The 20,334-nt window shown below is 56.8% G+C and carries 13 protein-coding genes; 5 read left to right on the top strand and 8 right to left on the bottom strand.

The window, feature by feature from the left end:
• Window positions 1–35 precede the first annotated feature (35 nt).
• Complete coding sequence (locus OGY62_RS07920; RefSeq protein WP_286459590.1) at window positions 36–2,180, bottom strand: TonB-dependent siderophore receptor; 2,145 nt, start codon at window positions 2,178–2,180, stop codon at window positions 36–38.
• Between the two features lie 157 nt (window positions 2,181–2,337).
• On the opposite strand from OGY62_RS07920, the gene OGY62_RS07915 reads away from it, so the two are divergent.
• Window positions 2,338–3,963 carry an alpha/beta hydrolase-fold protein gene (locus OGY62_RS07915; RefSeq protein WP_058668739.1) on the top strand — a complete coding sequence of 542 codons (1,626 nt, stop codon included), beginning with the start codon at window positions 2,338–2,340 and terminating at the stop codon, window positions 3,961–3,963.
• Here the strand turns inward: OGY62_RS07915 and OGY62_RS07910 are convergent.
• From OGY62_RS07910 to betI, 5 genes are all read right to left on the bottom strand, one after another.
• Window positions 3,892–4,140 carry a DUF1158 domain-containing protein gene (locus OGY62_RS07910; RefSeq protein WP_012133415.1) on the bottom strand — a complete coding sequence of 83 codons (249 nt, stop codon included), beginning with the start codon at window positions 4,138–4,140 and terminating at the stop codon, window positions 3,892–3,894. The genes OGY62_RS07915 and OGY62_RS07910 overlap by 72 nt on opposite strands.
• A gap of 65 nt (window positions 4,141–4,205) precedes the next feature.
• A complete protein-coding gene (locus OGY62_RS07905; RefSeq protein WP_058668740.1) occupies window positions 4,206–5,324 on the bottom strand; it encodes a YbdK family carboxylate-amine ligase in 1,119 nt (372 codons plus the stop codon).
• A gap of 105 nt (window positions 5,325–5,429) precedes the next feature.
• Window positions 5,430–7,106 carry a choline dehydrogenase gene (betA, locus tag OGY62_RS07900; RefSeq protein ID WP_058668741.1) on the bottom strand — a complete coding sequence of 559 codons (1,677 nt, stop codon included), beginning with the start codon at window positions 7,104–7,106 and terminating at the stop codon, window positions 5,430–5,432.
• A gap of 13 nt (window positions 7,107–7,119) precedes the next feature.
• Entirely contained in the window at window positions 7,120–8,592 is a 1,473-nt protein-coding gene (betB, locus tag OGY62_RS07895; protein WP_112002151.1) for a betaine-aldehyde dehydrogenase, read from the bottom strand.
• Window positions 8,593–8,605: 13 nt separating this feature from the next.
• Complete coding sequence (gene betI / locus OGY62_RS07890) at window positions 8,606–9,199, bottom strand: transcriptional regulator BetI (protein ID WP_024130562.1); 594 nt, start codon at window positions 9,197–9,199, stop codon at window positions 8,606–8,608.
• 282 nt (window positions 9,200–9,481) lie between these two features.
• Between betI and OGY62_RS07885 the strand changes: the two genes are divergently transcribed.
• Window positions 9,482–11,515 carry a choline transporter gene (locus tag OGY62_RS07885; protein ID WP_047458253.1) on the top strand — a complete coding sequence of 678 codons (2,034 nt, stop codon included), beginning with the start codon at window positions 9,482–9,484 and terminating at the stop codon, window positions 11,513–11,515.
• Between the two features lie 169 nt (window positions 11,516–11,684).
• Here OGY62_RS07885 and entD read toward each other — a convergent pair whose 3' ends face one another.
• Together entD and OGY62_RS07875 are read right to left on the bottom strand one after the other, a co-directional pair.
• Window positions 11,685–12,338: an enterobactin synthase subunit EntD gene (entD, locus tag OGY62_RS07880; protein ID WP_286459469.1), complete on the bottom strand. Its 654-nt coding sequence runs from the start codon at window positions 12,336–12,338 to the stop codon at window positions 11,685–11,687.
• A gap of 47 nt (window positions 12,339–12,385) precedes the next feature.
• Window positions 12,386–14,629: a TonB-dependent siderophore receptor gene (locus OGY62_RS07875; protein ID WP_012133407.1), complete on the bottom strand. Its 2,244-nt coding sequence runs from the start codon at window positions 14,627–14,629 to the stop codon at window positions 12,386–12,388.
• Between the two features lie 305 nt (window positions 14,630–14,934).
• Here OGY62_RS07875 and fes point away from each other — a divergent pair, with 305 nt between their 5' ends.
• From fes to entF, 3 genes are read left to right on the top strand one after another with little or no spacing between them, the layout of a single operon-like run.
• The gene (gene fes / locus OGY62_RS07870) at window positions 14,935–16,149 is read left to right on the top strand and encodes an enterochelin esterase (protein ID WP_286459467.1); all 1,215 of its coding nucleotides are present in this window, start codon (window positions 14,935–14,937) and stop codon (window positions 16,147–16,149) included.
• Window positions 16,150–16,178: 29 nt separating this feature from the next.
• Window positions 16,179–16,397 carry an MbtH family protein gene (locus OGY62_RS07865; protein ID WP_047458244.1) on the top strand — a complete coding sequence of 73 codons (219 nt, stop codon included), beginning with the start codon at window positions 16,179–16,181 and terminating at the stop codon, window positions 16,395–16,397.
• A complete protein-coding gene (gene entF, locus OGY62_RS07860) occupies window positions 16,394–20,278 on the top strand; it encodes an enterobactin non-ribosomal peptide synthetase EntF (protein WP_286459465.1) in 3,885 nt (1,294 codons plus the stop codon). Before OGY62_RS07865 ends, entF begins: the two co-directional genes overlap by 4 nt.
• Window positions 20,279–20,334: the final 56 nt, after the last annotated feature.

Raw genomic sequence — 20,334 nt, 5'->3', positions numbered from 1 at the left:
TTTCCCCGGCAGCGCCTGGCTGCCGGGAATCTTTCTTACCAGGAATAGCTCACTGTTGCCGTAACCGTACGACCTACGCCATAGAAGCAGGCGGTGTCGCTGGCGCAAGAGGCCACGTATTTCGTATCGGCGATATTATTGACATTAAACTGTACGGCTGCGCCTTTCAGGCTGCTGTTCAGTTCTCCCAGTTCGTAGCTCACCATCGCGTCATACAGATCCACCGCCGGCACTTTAAAGGTGTTTTTCGCATCGCCGTAGCTGGTGCCGATGTAGCGTACGCCCACGCCGGTCGTCAGGCTTTTCAGCGGGCCGCCGGGGAAGGTATAACTGGCGAAGGCGGAAGCCATGTGGGCAGGAATACGGGCAGGCGTTTTCCCTTCCGTACCCGCTACCGTGGTGTTGACGGTTTCCGCATCCGTGTAGGTATACGAGCCAATCAGGTTGACGCTATCCCACAGTGAAGAGTGAATTTCCGCTTCCACGCCTTTGGAACGCACTTCCCCTGCGTTTTCGAACCAGCCCAGCGTGCTGTTATAAGTGGACACATTGCTCTGTTTGAGATCGTATAACGCCAGCGACATCAGCGTGTTATCCACCGGCTGATACTTCACGCCCACTTCGGTTTGTTTACCGGTAGTGGGTTTAAACGGCGCGCTGCCCGGCGCGCGGTTGGTTTGCAGATTAGGTTCATACGAGGTGCTGTAGCTGATGTACGGCGAGAGGCCGAAATCAAAGGCATACAGCAAGCCGGTACGCCAGGTGAACTTGTTGTCGTTCTGCTGCGTTTTCTCACTGTTGATGTAATCGGTGGTGCGAACTTCCGTCCAGTCATAGCGCCCGGAGAGCAGCAGCTCCCAGTTGTTCCAGCTCATCTGATCCTGCAAATAGAGGCCCATCTGATCGAGGTTCTGCTGTTCGTGGCTGGCGGGGCTGAAGGTGCTTTCATCGACGTTTACGCCATAAACCGGGTGCGTCCAGTCCATATCGTACTGCGAGCCGGAACCGCGCATTAACAGTTGCTTGTCGTTGCTGGACTTGTAATCCAGCCCGCCGAGCAGCGTATGGTTCATCTGCGCGGTCGCAAACTGTGCTTCCAGTTGGTTATCAATGCCAAACTCATTGGTCGTGCGCTCCTCATGCTGGGCGCGACGGCTGAGCAGCGTGCTTTCCGGTTTGCTGTTGAAGTAAACCAGATAGCGGTATTTTTGCTTGATGCTGGCATAGCGGGCGTTCTGGCGGAAGGTCATCATGTCATTGAACTGATGTTCAAACTCATAACCCACCATCGTCTGCTCACGCCATGACTGATCGTAATCAGGATCGCTGACGTTAAAATCGAGCGGAATATATTTTCCGTTAGCGCTGGTGACGGTGCCGTAAGCAGGCAGGAAGTTACGGTAGCCCGCATCGGGATCTTTCTGATAGCTGGTCAGCAGCGTGAAACGGGTCTGATCGTTTGGATACCAGGTGATAGCCGGAGCAATCGCGACGCGCGAATCTTTATAGTCTTCAACCTGGTTATGCTGAGTGCGGGCGATCCCGTTCAGGCGATACAGTACCCGGCCGTCATCGCTCAGCGGGCCGCCGAAATCAAATGCGCCTTCCGCCAGATCGCGATTACCAGTGCTGAACTGAACCTTATGAATCGGTTCGCTGGTGGGGCGTTTGCTGGTCATGCTGATAAGCCCGCCGGGGTTCACCTGGCCAAACAGAACCGAAGCCGGGCCGCGCACCAGCTCTACCCGCTCCAGCAGCCACGGATCAACGGTGCCGGTTTGCGATGACGCCGTTGCGCCAAAGCTCAGACCATCAAGGAATTTAGGAACGTAGCTGAAGCCGCGTACAAACACTTCATCGTTACGGTTGGATGAGCCGCGATACTCCGTAAATGCCCCGGCGGTGTAGCGTAGCGCCTGGGAGACGGAGGTGGCGTCCAGCGCGTCCATCTGGTCGCGGGTAACGACGGAGACGGACTGCGGCGTTTTCACCAGCTCCGCGGAGGTTTTGGTTGCCGACAGGGTTTTGGTCGCCACCATTCCCTTCACCGGCGCAGTGGGTTCCTGGCTGACGCCTTGTATCACCAGAATGGTCTCCTCCTGCGTTTTGGCAAACGTCGTCGTACTGACGGTCGCCAGGCTGAGAACCCAGAGCTGCATTATCTTGTTATTTTTAAATATCATTTAGCATCCTTTTCTATGCCATACCTGAAATTGTCCGGTCGTCCTGTCAGACAAATGCCGGACTGCCATCCTCATTAAACGCGACAGATGTTATTGCAAATCATTACCATTTGCATTAGCGTTGTTAACAAATTTCATCAGGAAAGCACCGTTAATGAAGATGGCATGGAGTGGTTTGGTGATTGGGCTGGGGACGATGTCGGCTCAGGCGATGCCGTGTTCGACGCCCTCCGTTCAGGGAGAGCAGCAGGGGAAATTTGATGCCAGCGGCGAGATCTGCTTTGTGCTTCCCGCGCTGAGTGAAAATTATGTTTCGGCCACCCTGTCGGGGATTACCGATGCTCGTTTGCTGGACGGTCAGAACCGTCGCATCCGTACTTTACTGGAAGGCGGCCCGGCCGATGGTGAGCATCAACTGTTGTTTTCGTTGCCGGTACAACAAGCCACTTCTCTGGTGTTGCACGGTAATGAGGGCGCTCGCTGGCGATTTACATGGCAGATGAAAGAGACCACGCCGCTGCCGAAAATACAGCGCGTCGCTCCCGTCAGCCCAACCTTGCAGCAACTGGAAAAAGCGCTGGCGGCAGGCGCCGGAACCGCTCATTTCTGGCAGGATCTACAGCGCAACGGTACGCCGCTGGTGGAGCCGGTTGACGACAGCCATAAGCGGGTTACGTTTCTGTGGCGCGGTGCGAAGCAGAACGTTTTTATTCTCGGTTCTCCGGCAGGCGATCACGATCCCTTGTTCCGCCTGGGCGATTCCGACGTCTGGTTTCGCAGCTATGTGGTGCCTGCGGATACGGTAATGCAGTATAAACTGGCGCCGGATGTTCCGCTGGTGAACGGTTCGCCGCGCGATCAGCGGCGGGCGATTCTGGTCAGCGCGCAGAGAGATCCGCTTAACCCGCTGACGCTTGGCGAGAAGTATGCCGATCGCTGGAATCAGTTTTCCCTTCTCGATCTGAGTCCCGCGCGCTTTTGCTCTGCGCAAGCTACCGCGCAGCCTGTTCGTTACGGTTCGCTTACGCGCAAAACATTGTTCAGCGAACGTCTGGGCAACAGTCGTGAAATTGCGATTTATCGCCCACACAGCGCGCAACCGGCACGCTGGACGCTGATGCTGTTTGACGGCAAAACGTATCTTGATGATTATCATATCGATCGCGTGCTGGATGGGCTGATCGCGCGCCATCAACTGCCGCCGATAAACGTGGTGTTTATTGATACGCTCGATCACGCCAGACGGGCGAAAGAGCTGCCGCCGAACCCTGATTTTGCCGACTTTATGGCGCATGAATTATTGCCCTGGCTGCGTCAGCAGGGGGTGACTACGCAACGACAAAAAACGGTGCTGGCGGGCTCCAGCTATGGCGGGCTGGCGTCATCCTGGGTCGCGTTGCGCTATCCGCGTCTGTTCGGTAACGTGCTGAGTTTATCCGGTTCGTACTGGTGGGCGCCAAAAGACGAGGAGGCCAGCTGGCTGACGCGTCAGTACCAGAATTCGCCGCGTTATCCTGTCCGCTTCTGGTTGCAGGCCGGCCGCTTTGAAACCAAAGGCCCGGACGGCGGTATTTATCGCAACACGCTGGAATTTGCGCAGGTACTACGTGAAAAAGGCTATCCGGTGAGTTTTCATCCGTGGTCAAGCGGACACGATTACGCCGCGTGGTGTGAAGCGCTGGTTCACGGTATGCGGGATTTCACCGGCTTAGTCAGCCAGCGAAAACCAGCGACGCCAGATAAAGCGGATCACGAAATATTCGAGAGCGCCAAGCGTTAAAAACCACAGGCAAAACAGCAGGGTGTAAAGCTGGTTGAGATCCATTAAATGGAAGGTCGCAACCAGCTTTTGCGCCAGCACCATGCCAGGCGAGGGCACAGGCAGCAGCAGGCAGGAGAGAAAAGCCATCAGCAGGATGCCAGCAGCGGTCATCAACGATTCAAGCGGGTGTTTCATGGCATTGTTAAACTTGAGTTAAAAAGCCATTGTCCGGGATATCGCCGGCTAACGCAAATCGTCGCCTACTGACCCGCCCAGATCTCGCAATGTTTTTTCACCAGCCCAATCAGCGAACCGCCATCCGTCACAAACTCCCGCATCTGCCGCGCTTCATTCAGCCCGTTTTTCACCTGGAGGCGCAGAGCGTTAATGGCGCTGGCGGCGCCGACTTTATCTGCGGAGGAGGCGACATTCTCCAGCAGGCGTAGCGTGTCATCAGACAGCAGGTGATGGTTGCCGGTGTGGACATCGGTCAATGTTCCCTCCAGACCATACCGACAGGCCTGAAAGCGGTTGAATTTGTACAGCAGATAATCCCGCTCCTGATGCCTGAACGGGCGCTCGGTCAGCAGCCAGTGGGCCGTCGCCTGAATCAGCCCCGCGATATTGACCGCATGAGCAAGGGTCAGAGGCGTATCCATTACCCGAACTTCTACCGTGCCGAAGTGAGGGCTGGGACGGATATCCCAGTGCAGATCTTTGATGCTGTCGATCATGCTGGTGTACGCGAGGCGGCGGAACAGCCCTTCACATTCCTGCCAGTTGCTGGCCCACGGCATCGGGCCGTTATCAGGAAAGCTTGAGAAGATATTCAGCCGGGCGCTGGAAAAACGGGTATCTGACCCTTGCATATACGGCGATGCCGCCGCCAGCGCAATAAAGTGAGGAACAAAGCGCGACAGACCATGCAGGAGGTAGATAGCGTCATCACCGTTCGCGCATCCAATATGGACGTGCTGACCAAATACCGTCGCCTGCTGAATCAGATAACCGAAGTTTTCCAGCGTACGCTGGTAGCGCGCATTGTCGCACACCTCCTGGCGCTGCCACTTTTGAAAAGGGTGCGTGCCCCCGCCACAGATTTCAAGATGATGGTCTGCGGCAGCCTGCAAAATCACCTGCTGCATGGCGGAGAACTGCGCCGCCGCCTGGTCAATGTTGCGGCAGACTCCCGTCGCCATCTCAAGCATGCTTTCGGTGATATCGTGCTTCACTTCTCCGGCGGTGAGTTGGGATTTGACGGCGTCAATCAGGGTGGAAGAGTCCTGGCTTAAATCGTAACCCGGCGGATTGACCACCTGCATTTCCAGTTCAATTCCCAGCGTAAACGGTTCGGAAACGTGAAAATCGGGTAGCGGCATAACGTTCTCTTTTGTCAGGGCGTTGCGTTGAGTATAGATGTCAGGGAGGAGGAGGGGGGCGTGGTCTTTTCCCGCTCAGCAGCAGAGCGGGAAAAAGAGGTGGGATTAACGCAGCGGCGGCTGACGCACGGGCGCATCACCTGCGACGTAATAGCTTGCGGTGCTCTTTGCCAGCGGTTCGCGGCCACGAATCGCATCGGCCATCTTCTCGCCGATCATAATGGTGGTGGCGTTCAGGTTGCCGGTGATAATTTGCGGCATAATGGAGGCGTCCACCACGCGCAGATTTTCCACGCCGTGAACCCGGCCTTCGCCGTCGACTACCGCCATTTCGTCGTAACCCATCTTGCAGGTGCCGCAAGGATGAAACGCGGTCTCCGCGTGGTCGCGCACAAACGCATCCAGCTGTTCGTCGGTCTGGCACGTAATACCGGGGCTGATTTCGCGTCCACGGTATTTGTCCAGTGCAGGCTGGTTGATGATTTCACGCGTGATGCGTATGGCATCGCGGAACTCCTGCCAGTCCTGCCCGGTGGACATATAGTTAAACAGAATGGCCGGATGCTCGCGCGGATCGCGCGATTTAATGTGCACATGCCCACGGCTGGGTGAGCGCATCGAACCGACATGACACTGAAAACCGTGTTCTTTCACCGCATTCGAGCCGTTGTAATTAATCGCCACCGGCAGGAAGTGATACTGAATATTCGGCCAGCTAAACGCTTCGCTGCTGCGGATAAATCCACCTGCCTCAAAATGGTTGCTGGCGCCCACGCCGGTGCCGCCAAATAACCACTCAGCGCCAATTTTCGGCTGGTTCCACCATTGCAATGCCGGGTAGAGAGAGACGGGTTCTTTGCACTCATACTGTAGATACATCTCCAGATGGTCCTGCAAGTTTTCACCCACGCCCGGCAGGTGGTGCACCAACGGAATATCAAACGCTTTCAGCAGTGATGCGTCACCCACGCCGGAGCGTTGCAGGATTTGCGGCGACGCAATGGCGCCCGCGCACAGCAACACCTCTTTGCGCGCCGTCGCCCGGGTCGGGATGGTGCTGTCGCCTTCCAGCCACTCAACGCCTGACGCTTTTTTACCTTCGAATAGAATATGGTCGGTCAGCGCATGGGTGATGATGGTCAGATTCGGCCGACCTTTGGCCTGATCGAGATACCCGCGTGCCGTACTGGCGCGTCGTCCTTGCGGCGTCACGGTTCTGTCCATCGGCCCAAACCCCTCCTGCTGATAGCCGTTGAGGTCGTCGGTACGTGGATATCCCGCCTGGACGCCTGCTTCTATCATCGCATGGAACAGTGGATTGTTATTGTGCTTTGGCGTGGCGACGCTTACCGGGCCGTCGCCGCCGTGGTAGTCGTTGGGGCCGATATCACGGGTTTCCGCCTTGCGGTAATAGGGCAGGCAGTTGAGGTAACTCCAGTGTTCGAGGCCCGGCTCCTGCGCCCAGTTGTCGAGATCCATCGCGTTGCCGCGAATGTAGCACATGCCGTTAATCAGCGATGAGCCGCCCAGCCCTTTACCACGGCCGCACTCCATGCGGCGGTAGTTCATATGCGGCTCCGGTTCGGTCTCATACGCCCAGTTATAACGTTTACCCTGTAGCGGAAACGCCAGCGCGGCAGGCATCTGGGTGCGGAAATCCGCACGGTAGTCCGGGCCGCCCGCTTCCAGCAGCAACACGGTGGTGTCGCTGTCTTCGGTCAGCCGTGTTGCCAGTACGTTGCCCGCCGAACCGGCGCCAATAATGATGTAGTCAAAATGCAAACAAACCTCCTGGTTAAAATATGGATTGAAACTGACCCATCTCAACCTGGATGGACTTCACCTGGGTGTAGCTTTGCAGCGTCATGATGCCGTTCTCGCGACCAATACCGGAATGCTTGTAGCCGCCGACCGGCATTTCAGCAGGAGATTCCCCCCAGGTATTGATCCAGCAGATCCCCGCTTCAAGCTGGTGGATTGCGCGATGAGCGCGGTTGAGATCGGCTGTCACTACCCCGGCGGCCAGTCCGTAATCGGTGTTATTGGCGCGGCGGATCGCCTCTTCTTCGTTTTCGTAGGTCAGAATGGACATTACCGGGCCGAAAATTTCTTCGCGTACGATGGTCATCTCATCCCGGCAGTCGGTGAATACGGTGGGGGCGACCCAGGCGCCGTTATCAAACGCTTCGCCTTTTAATACGTCGCCGCCGCAAAGCAGCGTTGCGCCTTCCGCTTTTCCGCTGGCGATATAGCGCAGAACGTTGTCGCGATGAGGGAAGCTCACCAGTGGGCCAAAATTGGTTGCCGGGTCAGACAGATCGCCTGCGCGAATGCGGCTTACGCGCGCCAGAATTTTTTGCTCGAAGGCGCTTTTCATGTGCGCCGGAATGAATACGCGCGTGCCGTTGGTGCAGACCTGGCCGGAGCTGAAGAAGTTCGCCATCATGGCGATATCCGCCGCGAGGTCGGGGTCCGCGTCGTCAAAGATAATCAGCGGTGATTTGCCGCCCAGCTCCATCGTCACCTCTTTCAGCGATGAAGCCGCTGAATTAGCCATCACTTTCTTGCCGCTGGCGACGCCGCCGGTGAAGGAGATTTTGGCGATATCAGGATGTTCCGTCAGGAACTGCCCTGTTTCCGCGCCGGTGCCTGGCAGCACGTTGAACACGCCGTCCGGGAGACCGGCTTCGCTGTAGATTTCCGCCAGTTTTAACGCGGTTAGCGGCGTGACTTCACTGGGTTTGAAGATCATGGCATTGCCTGCCGCCAGCGCCGGAGCGGATTTCCACAGGGCGATTTGAATGGGGTAGTTCCATGCGCCGATCCCGGCCACCACGCCCAGCGGCTCGCGACGGGTGTAGACGAATGACGTCTCGCGTAGCGGGATCTGGCTGCCTTCCAGGGCTGGGATCAGCCCGGCGTAATACTCAAGCACGTCAGCGCCGGTGACGATGTCCACGCTGGCGGTTTCGCTCAGTGGTTTACCGGTATCGAGCGTTTCCAGTTGCGCCAGCTCGTCATTGCGTTCACGCAGAATATCAACTGCCCGACGCAGGATTCGCGAGCGCGCCATTGCGCTCATCGCGGCCCATATTTTTTGCCCGCGCTGCGCGCTTTTCACGGCGCGATCGACATCGTCGCGGCCTGCGGCCTGTACGGTAGCCAGTACCTCGCCGTTAGCGGGATTGATCGTCTCAAAGGTGCGACCGCTGGTGGCGGCAGTATATGCGCCGTCAATATAAAGCTGTTGTTCTGCCATTCGGGGCATGAGTTCTCCTCGGTTAGTCAGTGGCGTTCGGCAAATGCTGACTGATGAAATGGGTGGTCAGCGCCTGAGCGAGACTGAGATTAAACGGTTTTCCGCTCAGCGCGGCGCGTAGCCACAGCCCATCGATAAGCGCCGCCAGGCCATAACCGGCCTGTTGAGCCTGCTGGCGCGGAAGTTCGCGCCTGAATTCATACACAATGTTCGACAGCAGCCGCTTGCTGGCGACCTGTTGCAGGCGGTAGAGCATCGGCTGATGCATGCTGCTTGCCCAGAATGCGAGCCAGGCTTTCATCGCGGCCTGGCTTATCTGACTGTCGTCAAAGTTGCCCGCTACGATGGCGCGCAAACGCAATTCAGCGCTGGCCTCTGGAAGGGCGTGCAACCGACGCAGGACGGCATAGCGAAGCTGGCTGGTGATGTCGCGCATCGTCGCTTCCAGCAATCCATTTTTATCCTTGAAATAGTGACTGATGATGCCGGTCGACACGCCTGCTCGCCGGGCTATTTGCGCAATGGTCGCGTCATGCATCCCGACTTCATTAATGGCCTCCAGGGTGGCGTCAATCAGTTGCCTGCGACGAAGGGTTTGCATCCCCACTTTGGGCATTTTTATCGCTCCAGTCATCAGTTATGGTTATGTATTAAACCGTTTTTTGATTGGACGTTCAATATAAAATGTGTCTTAATTGTTATCAATTTAGCGGTTAACAGGTAAGGAGAATGTAATGGGATATTAGATAAACTTAATAAAAACAATAAATTGAAAATATCATCATTTCTGTTAATAAGGCTATTTTTGCAAATCTGTTAAAAATGCCATCGCCTTACAGAATCTCAAAAAGTTAGCTGCTCGACAGAGTAGTCACCGTTACTTAATCAGAGGTAATCGATGACGAACCTTGCTCAGAACAGAGAAAAGGACAAAATCAATCCCGTTGTGTTTTATACGTCTGCCGGACTGATTTTGTTGTTTTCCCTGACGACCATTTTTTTTAGTGATTTCTCCGCAGTCTGGATCGGCCGCACGCTGAACTGGGTCTCCAGAACGTTTGGCTGGTACTATCTGCTGGCCGCCACGCTCTATATCGTTTTTGTCATATTCATTGCCTGCTCGCGTTTCGGTTCCGTCAAGCTCGGGCCTGAGCAGTCAAAGCCGGAATTTAGTCTGCTAAGCTGGGCGGCAATGCTTTTCGCCGCCGGGATTGGCATCGACCTGATGTTCTTCTCGGTGGCTGAGCCCGTCACCCAATATATGCAGCCGCCGGAAGGCGCAGGGCAGACCATTGAAGCCGCTCGCCAGTCGATGGTCTGGACGCTGTTTCACTACGGCCTGACCGGTTGGTCGATGTATGCGTTAATGGGGATGGCGCTTGGCTACTTTAGCTATCGCTATAACCTGCCGTTGACCATTCGCTCAGCGCTCTATCCAATCTTCGGTAAGCGCATCAACGGGCCGATTGGGCATAGTGTGGATATTGCCGCGGTTATCGGCACCATCTTTGGTATCGCCACGACGCTGGGGATTGGTGTGGTGCAGCTCAATTACGGTCTGAGCGTGCTGTTTGATATCCCGGATTCAATGGCGGCCAAAGCGGCGCTGATTGTGCTGTCGGTGGTGATCGCCACGATCTCGGTGACTTCTGGCGTGGACAAAGGCATTCGGGTTCTGTCGGAGCTGAATGTGCTGCTGGCGCTGGGGTTGATCCTCTTTGTGCTGTTTATGGGGGACACCTCATTCCTGCTCAATGCGCTGGTGCTGAATGTGGGCGACTACGTTAACCGCTTTATGGGGATGACGTTGAACAGCTTTGCGTTCGACAGGCCGGTTGAGTGGATGAACAACTGGACGCTCTTTTTCTGGGCGTGGTGGGTTGCGTGGTCGCCGTTTGTCGGGCTGTTCCTGGCGCGTATTTCGCGTGGCCGCACCATTCGCCAGTTTGTCTTCGGTACGTTGATTATCCCGTTCACTTTCACCCTGCTGTGGCTGTCGGTGTTTGGCAATAGCGCGCTGTATGAAATCATTCATGGCGATGCCGGTTTTGCCGAGGAAGCGATGGCGCACCCTGAGCGCGGCTTTTATAGCCTGCTGGCGCAGTATCCGGCCTTCACCTTCAGCGCGTCTGTCGCCACAATCACCGGTCTGTTGTTCTACGTGACATCGGCGGACTCCGGTGCGCTGGTGCTGGGCAATTTCACCTCAAAACTGAAAGACATCAACAGCGATGCGCCAGCCTGGCTGCGTGTTTTCTGGTCGGTAGCGATTGGCCTGCTGACGCTGGGGATGCTGATGACCAACGGGATTTCAGCGCTGCAAAACACGACGGTGATCATGGGGCTGCCGTTTAGTTTTGTGATCTTCTTTATTATGGCGGGATTGTATAAGTCATTGAAAGTTGAAGATTATCGTCGGGAAAGCGCCAGTCGTCATACCGCGCCGCGTCCGATGGGCGTGCAGGACCGGCTGAGCTGGAAAAAACGGCTGTCGCGCCTGATGAACTACCCGGGAACGCGCTATACCCGCGAAATGATGGAGAAGGTATGTTTCCCGGCAATGGAAGAGGTCGCCCATGAGCTGCAACTGCGCGGCGCATCGGTGGAGTTGAAAAGTATGCCGCCGCAGGAAGGGGAAAACCTTGGTCATCTGGATCTGCGGGTTCATATGGGCGATGAGCGCAACTTTATCTATCAGATCTGGCCGCAGCAGTACGCAATCCCCGGCTTTACCTACCGGGCGCGTAGCGGCAAGTCGAGCTATTACCGGCTGGAAACGTTCCTGCTGGAAGGAAGCCAGGGAAATGACCTGATGGACTACAGCAAAGAGCAGGTGATTACGGACATTCTCGATCAGTATGAACGTCATCTGAACTTTATTCATCTGGATCGTGAGGCGCCTGGCAACGGGGTGTTGTTCCCGGGAATGTAAGCGGATCTCACGTTTTCTGAAAATAGTTCCGTCAACCTTGAGGCTAACAACCCGAACACGACAATTCGGCTTGTTAGTCTCTTCTTCGCATGGAGGCGATATATGCTGACGAAGTACGCTTTTATGGCAATTCTTGTGCTCCGCAGTCAGCAATGGCTGCGGGCAAATTCTACAGGGCGGACGCGCAGAGCGTAATGACCTGACCGTCGTACTCACGCCACGAAATATCCACTGTGCAATCAGCAAGCTGCGGCGAAAACGCCGACGTCATTTGCATGGTTAGATGTGTTTTCGTCACTGAAACGATCCTGGCGCTGGCAAAACCCGGTAACGTTGCCGCGCGATCGGAGAACGCTTTATAGACGCTCTCTTTGGCGGAAAACGCCAGGGTTAACGCGAGCGGAAAAGGGAGGGAACTGCGCTGTAAAACGCGTTGTTCATCGTTATCGACGATACTGCTGGTGAGTTCTGCCGCCGTTTGAGGCGTGAAGATTGCTTCGATATCAACCCCTACCGGAGTGAGGGAGACGACTGCCAGCGCCGTGGCGGCGCTGTGGCTGATACTGCCGAACAGACCTTCCGGCCACAAGGGCTGCCGTTTATCGCCGATAGCGGGTACGGTTTTGTGCCCATATTCAGTCAGAGCATGAAACGCGGCGAGACGTCCCGCTAAATGTTCAGCCTGACGTTTTCGCCCGGCGGGAAGCAACTGCGCATGGTGCGGCAACCAGAGCAGATCGTGTTCGTGGAAGCTATCGATATCGAACCCGATAAGATGAAGTTTGTGGCGGGAAAAAGAGAGGGCGGTGTAAGTGGTTCGCATGGTTTCTCATAAAAACCCTCTCCCGTTCAGGGAGAGGGCGGTCGTTATCAGAAGCGCGTGTTAACGCCCATGTACCATGTACGACCCGGCTCGTTGTAGGTGTAAGCACCTGCACCGTACATATAAGCGCCGGTCGCGTCGTTACCCGTGGTCTGGGCATTCCCCGCACGCCATTGACGCTTGTCGAAGACGTTATCCACGCCGCCGGTCAGGCTGACGTTTTTGGTTACGTCCCAGGTCGCGCTCAGGCCGACAATGCTGTACGGGCTGACTTCATCTTTCTCAGAGCCGGTAGCAGGCTGGCCCTTATAGTTGTATTTCTTCGGCTGCTGCTTGCCGTACCAGGTGAAGGTTGACTGCACTGACACATCCTGATGTACCTGCCAGCTCAGGGTTGAGTTCAGCGTGTACTCCGGGATGATCGACAGACGATCGCCGGTTGTTTTGTTCTTGCTCTGTAGCATGTAGGTAATGTTGTTGGTCCAGTTTATCGCATCGCTGACCGGAATATTCAACGATCCTTCCAGACCTTCTACCACGGCCTTCGGCACGTTTTCCCACTGGTAGATATCGGTTTGCACTTTACCTGAAGAGGTATGGCCGACTGGCGCATAGCCCGCTTCAATCTTATCGCGGTAGTCGTTACGGAACCAGGTCACACCGGCCTGCCAGCCGTCGTGTTTCCACTCAAGACCAATCTCTTTGTTGACGCTGGTTTCCGCTTTCAGGTCATCGTTACCCATCATGTAGCAACCGACGCCATCGGAGCTTGCATAGCAACCCTGGCCTTTGCTGTACAGCAGGTAGTTCGGGTTGGTCTGATAGAGGCTCGGTGCTTTATAGGCACGGGCGATACCCATCTTCAGGGTGAAATCATCGCCCAGCGCCTGCGACAGGTTCAGGGACGGGCTCCAGTTGTTGCCGACGATAGTGTGGTGATCAAAGCGTAGCGCCGGGGTCAGCATGGTGCTGTCAGTTATCTCCATGTTGTTCTCGGCAAACAGGGAGAAGATTTCTGCGGATGAGTACGGACTGCGGTCGTCGCTCATGCCTGGGATGGCTCCGCCCTGTTGAGCCTGAGTATTCGAGGCGGAATCCTTCATACGCTGCTGGTTCCACTCAGTACCCAGCGTCAGGTTTTGATTAACGATGAAATCAAGCGGCAGGTTAATTTCACTGTGCAACATCACGTCGGCCAGGTCGGTGTCGGTGAATTCGTCGCTGTTGAACAACCCTTCGAGACCGCCCGCCAGTCCTTCGCCCAGACGCGAGTTGCGGGTGTGTTCGTACTGTGCCCAGTTGCTGGTGGTGATACCGTTATCCCAGCCGCCGTTCCAGGTCACTGCGAAGTTCTGGCGATAAATACGGTTAGTCTCTTTACCGTAGTTTTTCTTCACCAGGGCATTGTCGTTATTGGTGTTTTGGGTGTCGCCCGCGTAAAGGTTGTTCTGGCGGCTGTAGCCTGCTTCAAACTCCAGCGCCTGCATCGGCGCGAAATCCCAACGTACGACACCATTAATATCTTTGTTTTCAACCCCTTCACGACCTGCTGGCAGGGTGTTGGCGTAGGCGCCGGTACGCTCAGACTGGTGGCCCTGATTGATGTCCCAGGCGTCGGCCTGAGTTTTATCCAGGTTGCCGTACATGCGGAAGCTGAATTCGCCGCCCAGCGGGCCGCTCAGGCTAAAGTTGGTGCGCTTGGTGGAACCTTCGTCTTTGTGTTCCGGCGCATTCAGATAGGTGTTCCACGAACCATGCCACTGATCGTCGAATTTCTTGGTGATGATGTTTACCACGCCGCCCGCTGCGCCGTTGCCGTAACGTGCCGCCGCAGGGCCACGAATCACATCAATGCGTTCGATCATCTCTGGCGGCACCCAACCGGTATCGCCACGGGTGTCACGCTCGCCGCGCCAGCCCAGACGGATGGAGTTGCGGCTGGTCACCGGTTTGCCGTCGATCAGAATCAGGGTGTTCTCCGGGCCCATGCCGCGAATGTCGATCTGGCGGTTGTTGCCGCGCTGGCCGCTGGTTGAGTTACCGGTCAGGTTCACGCCCGGCATGGTGCGGATGATTTCGGCAACGTCGCGAGCGGGAGGATTTTTACGGATTTCGTCGGCGGTAATGGTCGATACGCCCGGTGCCTGGAGGTTCTGCTGGGCGGCGGTGACCACGATGGTGTCTTCATGAAGCGCTGCGCTATCAGTGGTCTCCTCCGCCATAACAGGCAGAGCGACCCCATAAATTCCCAGATTGACCAGTAAGGCCAGGGAATGAATCTTATTGTTCATTGTGTTTCCTGCTTATCTTTATTTAGCCACATGCGCCAAACTCTCGTGGTGAGGTGTTTAGCCTGATGTCGCCCGCATCTGCGAAAGCCATACATTCCAGAAAAAGCACGCAGTGCAGGTTTCAGGTTGTGTTTCTCATTTGAAGGTGGCGTCAATGCACGAATGAGAGACCCAGCCTGGGTGGTGAAATAATGTTCGCGCTTCCCACGGCGCGACAATACGCTATTGCAAATGAAAATAGTTATCAATAATATTATCAATATATTTCATCATTAAATAAAAAATTACACAATAAACATGGGGTTATGACGGTGACGGCGTTAACGACAGGAAGTGAGACCTGGTGGCAGTCAAAACACGGTCCCGAATGGGAGCGTGAAACAGACGAAAAATATCGGGTGACTTTCTGGTGGCGCGATCCGCAGGGAACGGAAAACCGCTCTTCAATTCGCCGCGTATGGGTCTACATTACGGGCGTCACCGACCATCATCAGAATGCGGTTCCGCAATCCATGCAGCGTATTGCGGGCACGGATGTCTGGCGATGGAGCACGACATTAAGCGCCGACTGGCGTGGTAGTTACTGTTTCATCCCTTCTGAACGCGATGATATTTTTGCTTCTCTGGCAGTAGATGAAACGCCTGACAGAACCACGCTGCGTGAAGGCTGGCGTCAGTTATTGCCGCAGGCGATTGCCGATCCTCTTAACCCGGTGAGCTGGAAGGGGGGGCGGGGCCATGCGGTTTCCGCGCTGGAAATGCCTGGCGCGCCAGCACAACCCGGCTGGGATAAGCCTGAAAATCCGTCAGCTCCCCCGGTATGTCTGCAATGGCGCAGCGAGCGGCTGGGCAATACGCGTCGCGTGTGGGTGTTCACGACCGGCGACGTCCGACCTGAACGTCCGCTAGCGATTCTGCTCGACGGGCAGTTTTGGGCGGAAAGCATGCCCGTCTGGCCCGCGCTCACCTCACTGACCCGGCGGCGTCAGCTCCCTCCTGCGGTCTACCTGCTGATTGATGCCATTGATACCCCCCACCGTAGCCGTGAACTGCCCTGCAATGCCGATTTCTGGCTGGCGGTACAACAAGAACTCCTGCCGCTGGTGAAAACCGTTGCGCCATTCAGCGATTGTGCAAAAAGGACGATCGTCGCCGGGCAGAGTTTTGGCGGGCTCTCCTCGCTGTATGCCGGTCTGAACTGGCCTGAGCGCTTTGGCTGCGTACTGAGCCAGTCGGGATCGTTCTGGTGGCCGCAGCGCGGCGCAGATCGGGAAGGCGAGATTATTGAACAACTGAAGGCGGGCACATTGACCGCCAGAGGATTGCGCATCGTGCTGGAGGCCGGTATCAGAGAGCCGCTTATTTTCCGGGCAAATCAGGCGCTTTACAGCCAACTACACACTACGCAGCAGTCGGTTTTCTGGCGTCAGGTTGACGGCGGACATGATGCGCTTTGCTGGCGTGGCGGATTAATGCAGGGGTTGATGACCCTCTGGCAACCGTTAACCGACACGCTGTAGCTGGCGATTTTCCACGACAGGAGTTGAGTATGGAATTCAGTAATCCCTTCGATAACCCGCAGGGACAATTTTACATTCTGCAAAACCCGCAGCGTCAATTTAGCCTCTGGCCACAGCAGTGTTCTCTCCCTGCGGGCTGGCAGGTGGTGTGCGAACCGCAATCGCAGGCGCTTTGCCAGCAGTGGCTGGATGCGCACTGGACCGCGCTAACTCCCGCCCATTACGCCGCTGCGCAGGAGGCTCAATGACCACGCGTTTACCGTTAGTGGCCGCCCAGCCAGGGATCTGGATGGCGGAAAAACTCTCTACACTGCCTTCCGCCTGGAGCGTGGCGCACTATGTGGAATTACACGGCACGCTGAATGCCCCTCTGCTGGCGCAGGCGATTGTAACCGGTATGGCGCAAGCGGATACCCTCCGTATGCGATTTACTGAAGATAACGGCGAGGTCTGGCAGTGGGTGGACCCGGCATTCACGTTTGCACAACCTGAGCTTATCGATCTGCGTGACGAGCCCGATCCGCATGCGGCGGCGCTGGCGCGGATGCAGGCCGATCTGCGACAAAATTTACGCGTTGATGGCGGCAAACCGCTGGCGTTCCACCAGTTGATTCAGGTCGATGATACCCGTTGGTACTGGTATCAGCGTTATCACCATCTACTGGTGGATGGCTTCAGTTTCCCGGCGATAACCCGTCAGATCGCGGCGATTTACCGCGCCTGGCAGTGTAACGCCCCGACGCCCGACTCGCCGTTTACGCCATTTGCTGACGTGGTGGAGGAGTATCAGCGTTACCGTGAGAGCGAGGCTTATCAACGCGATGGCGCCTTCTGGGCGGAGCAGCGTCGCCAGTTGCCGCCTCCCGCTTCGCTGTCGGCTGCGCCGCTTCCAGGGCGGGCGGCCAGCGCCGATATTTTGCGTATGAAACTGGATGTGCCCGACGGTGTTTTCCGTCAGCTGGCGGCACGCATGTCTGATATTCAACGTGCGGATTTAGCGCTGGCGCTGGTGGCGCTATGGCTGGGCCGCCTGTGCGGTCGGATGGACTATGCCGCCGGATTTATATTCATGCGGCGTATGGGATCGGCGGCGTTAACGGCGACCGGCCCGGTACTGAACGTCCTGCCGTTAGGGGTAAGCATTAATGCGGCGGAAACGCTGCCGGAACTGGCGACGCGTCTTGCCGGGCAGATGAAAAAAATGCGTCGCCATCAGCGTTATGACGCCGAACAGATCGTTCGCGACAGCGGCCGCGCGGCGGGTGAAGAGCCGCTGTTTGGCCCGGTGCTGAACGTGAAGGTCTTTGATTATCAACTGGATATTCCCGGTGTACAGGCGCAAACCCATACGCTGGCGACCGGCCCGGTTAACGATCTTGAACTGGCGCTGTTCCCGGATGAAGAGGGCGGCCTGAGCATTGAAATCTTAGCCAACAAACAGCGCTATGATGAGGCGACGTTATCCCGCCATGCGTCACGGCTGACGGCGCTGATACGCCAGTTTGCGGACAATCCGGCGCTGCGCTGTGGCGATGCCGAAATGCTTCTGCCTGCCGAATATGCGCAACTGGCGCAGATTAATGATACGGCGGTAAGCATACCGCTCACGACGCTCAGCACGCTGGTTGACGAACAGACACGCAAAACGCCGGACGCGCCCGCGTTGGCTGATGCGCGCTATCAGCTCAGTTATCAGGAGATGCGCGAGCAGGTGATCGCCCTGGCGCACCTGCTGCGTGAACATGGCGTTAAACCGGGCGACAGCGTCGCGGTGGCGTTGCCGCGCTCGGTTTTCCTGACGCTGGCGCTGCACGGCATTGTGGAGGCCGGAGCCGCCTGGCTGCCGTTAGATACGGGGTATCCAGACGATCGTCTGCGAATGATGCTCGAAGACGCGCAGCCGAAATTACTGATCACAACCGCAGAACAACTGCCGCGATTTAACGATATCCCCGGCGTAGAGAGCCTGTGCTACAGCGCGCTGCTGCCGACGAACGGGGCTGAATCGCTGGCGTTGTCGTTGCCGCACCATACGGCATACATCATCTTTACATCCGGTTCGACCGGCAGGCCGAAAGGGGTAATGGTCGGGCAAACCGCTATCGTGAATCGCCTGCTGTGGATGCAGGATCACTATCCGTTAACGACAGAGGATGTGGTCGCACAAAAAACGCCGTGCAGTTTCGATGTTTCGGTGTGGGAGTTCTTCTGGCCGTTTATTGCCGGGGCGAAGCTGGTGATGGCGGAGCCGGACGCGCACCGCGATCCGATTGCCATGCAGCATTTCTTTGCGAAGTATGGTGTGACCACCACCCATTTTGTCCCGTCAATGCTGGCGGCGTTCGTCGCCTCGCTCACCCCTGAATCCGCTCATGAAAGCTGCGCTACGCTACAGCGCGTATTTTGTAGCGGCGAGGCGTTGCCCACCGGGCTGTGCCGCGAGTGGGAACAGTTGACCGGCGCGCCGCTGCACAATCTGTACGGGCCGACGGAAGCGGCGGTGGATGTCAGCTGGTATCCCGCCTGCGGCAAAGAACTGGCGGATGTCACCGGAAACAGCGTGCCGATTGGCTATCCGGTCTGGAATACCGGCCTGCGCATTCTTGATGCGATGATGCGCCCGGTGCCGCCGGGCACCGCGGGTGATTTATACCTGACCGGCATCCAGTTGGCGCAGGGGTATCTGGGGCGCCCGGATCTGACGGCGAGTCGCTTTATTGCCGATCCGTTTATGCCGGGCGAACGCATGTATCGCACCGGAGACGTGGCGCGCTGGCTGGAAAATGGCGCGGTAGAGTACCTTGGCCGCAGCGACGATCAGCTAAAAATTCGTGGTCAACGCATTGAACTGGGCGAGATTGATCGGGTTATGCAAACGCTGCCGGACGTCGAGCACGCCGTGGCTCACGCCTGCGTGTTTAACCAGGCGGCCGCGACAGGAGGCGATGCCCGCCAACTGGTAGGCTATCTGGTGTCACAATCCGGCTTACCGCTGGATATTCCGGCGCTTCAGGAACGGTTACGCGAGACATTACCGCCGCATATGGTGCCTGTGGTTCTGCTACAGCTTGCGGAACTGCCGCTCAGCGCAAACGGGAAACTGGATCGTAAAGCGCTGCCGATGCCGCAACTGACGCAACGTACGCCGGGGCGCGCGCCATTACCAGGGACGGAAAAAACGGTGGCTGACGCCTTTGCCGACCTGCTGGGTTGCGAGGTCAATGATGTGGAGGCCGACTTCTTTGCGCTGGGCGGGCATTCGTTACTGGCGATGAAACTCGCCGCGCAGTTGAGCCGCGCGTCCGGGCGTCAGGTGACGCCGGGGCAGGTGATGGTGGCGTCAACCGTTGGTCAGCTTAGCGCGTTGCTGGATTCCGCCGATGACGAGCAATCTCAGCGTCTGGGCTTTGAAACGCTCCTGCCGCTGCGTGAAAGCAGTGGACCAACGTTATTCTGCTTCCATCCGGCGTCCGGTTTTGCCTGGCAGTTTAGCGTGCTGGCTCGTTATCTCAGCCCACACTGGTCAATTACGGGGATTCAGTCGCCAAGGCCTGATGGACCGATGCAAACGGCCACGAATCTGGATGAGGTGTGCGAGCGTCATCTGGAAACGCTGCTGGCGCAGCAGTCGTACGGGCCTTACTACCTGCTGGGGTATTCGCTGGGCGGAACGCTGGCCCAGGGCATTGCGGCGCGCTTGCGTGCGCGTGGCGAAGCGGTTGCCTTCCTCGGGCTGCTGGATACCTGGCCGCCGGAAACGCAAAACTGGCAGGAAAAAGAGGCCAATGGTCTGGACCCTGAAGTGTTAGCGGAGATCGCGCGTGAACGCGAAGCGTTCCTTGCTGCGCAACAGGGAAATGCCTCCGGGGAGTTATTCAGCACCATCGAAGGAAACTACGCCGATGCCGTGCGGCTTCTGACAACCGCGCATAGCGTACCGTTCGATGGACGCGCAACGCTGTTTGTCGCGGAGCGCACCCTGCCGGAAGGAATAAGTCCTGAACGCAGCTGGGCGCCGTGGATGGCAGGACTGGATATCTATCGCCAGGATTGCGCCCACGTCGATATTATTTCACCTGCCGCGTTTGAGAATATCGGGCCGATTATTCGCGCATTGCTCGACCAGTAAGCGAAGCGTTCTGACGCCTTTAAAAATCTAATTCTACTGATGCCCATAATAGCTAC

Source organism: Citrobacter sp. CK198 (assembly GCF_030333295.1).
Taxonomy (GTDB): Bacteria; Pseudomonadota; Gammaproteobacteria; order Enterobacterales; family Enterobacteriaceae; genus Citrobacter_B; species Citrobacter_B koseri.
This window is presented reverse-complemented; position numbering and strand designations above follow the sequence as displayed.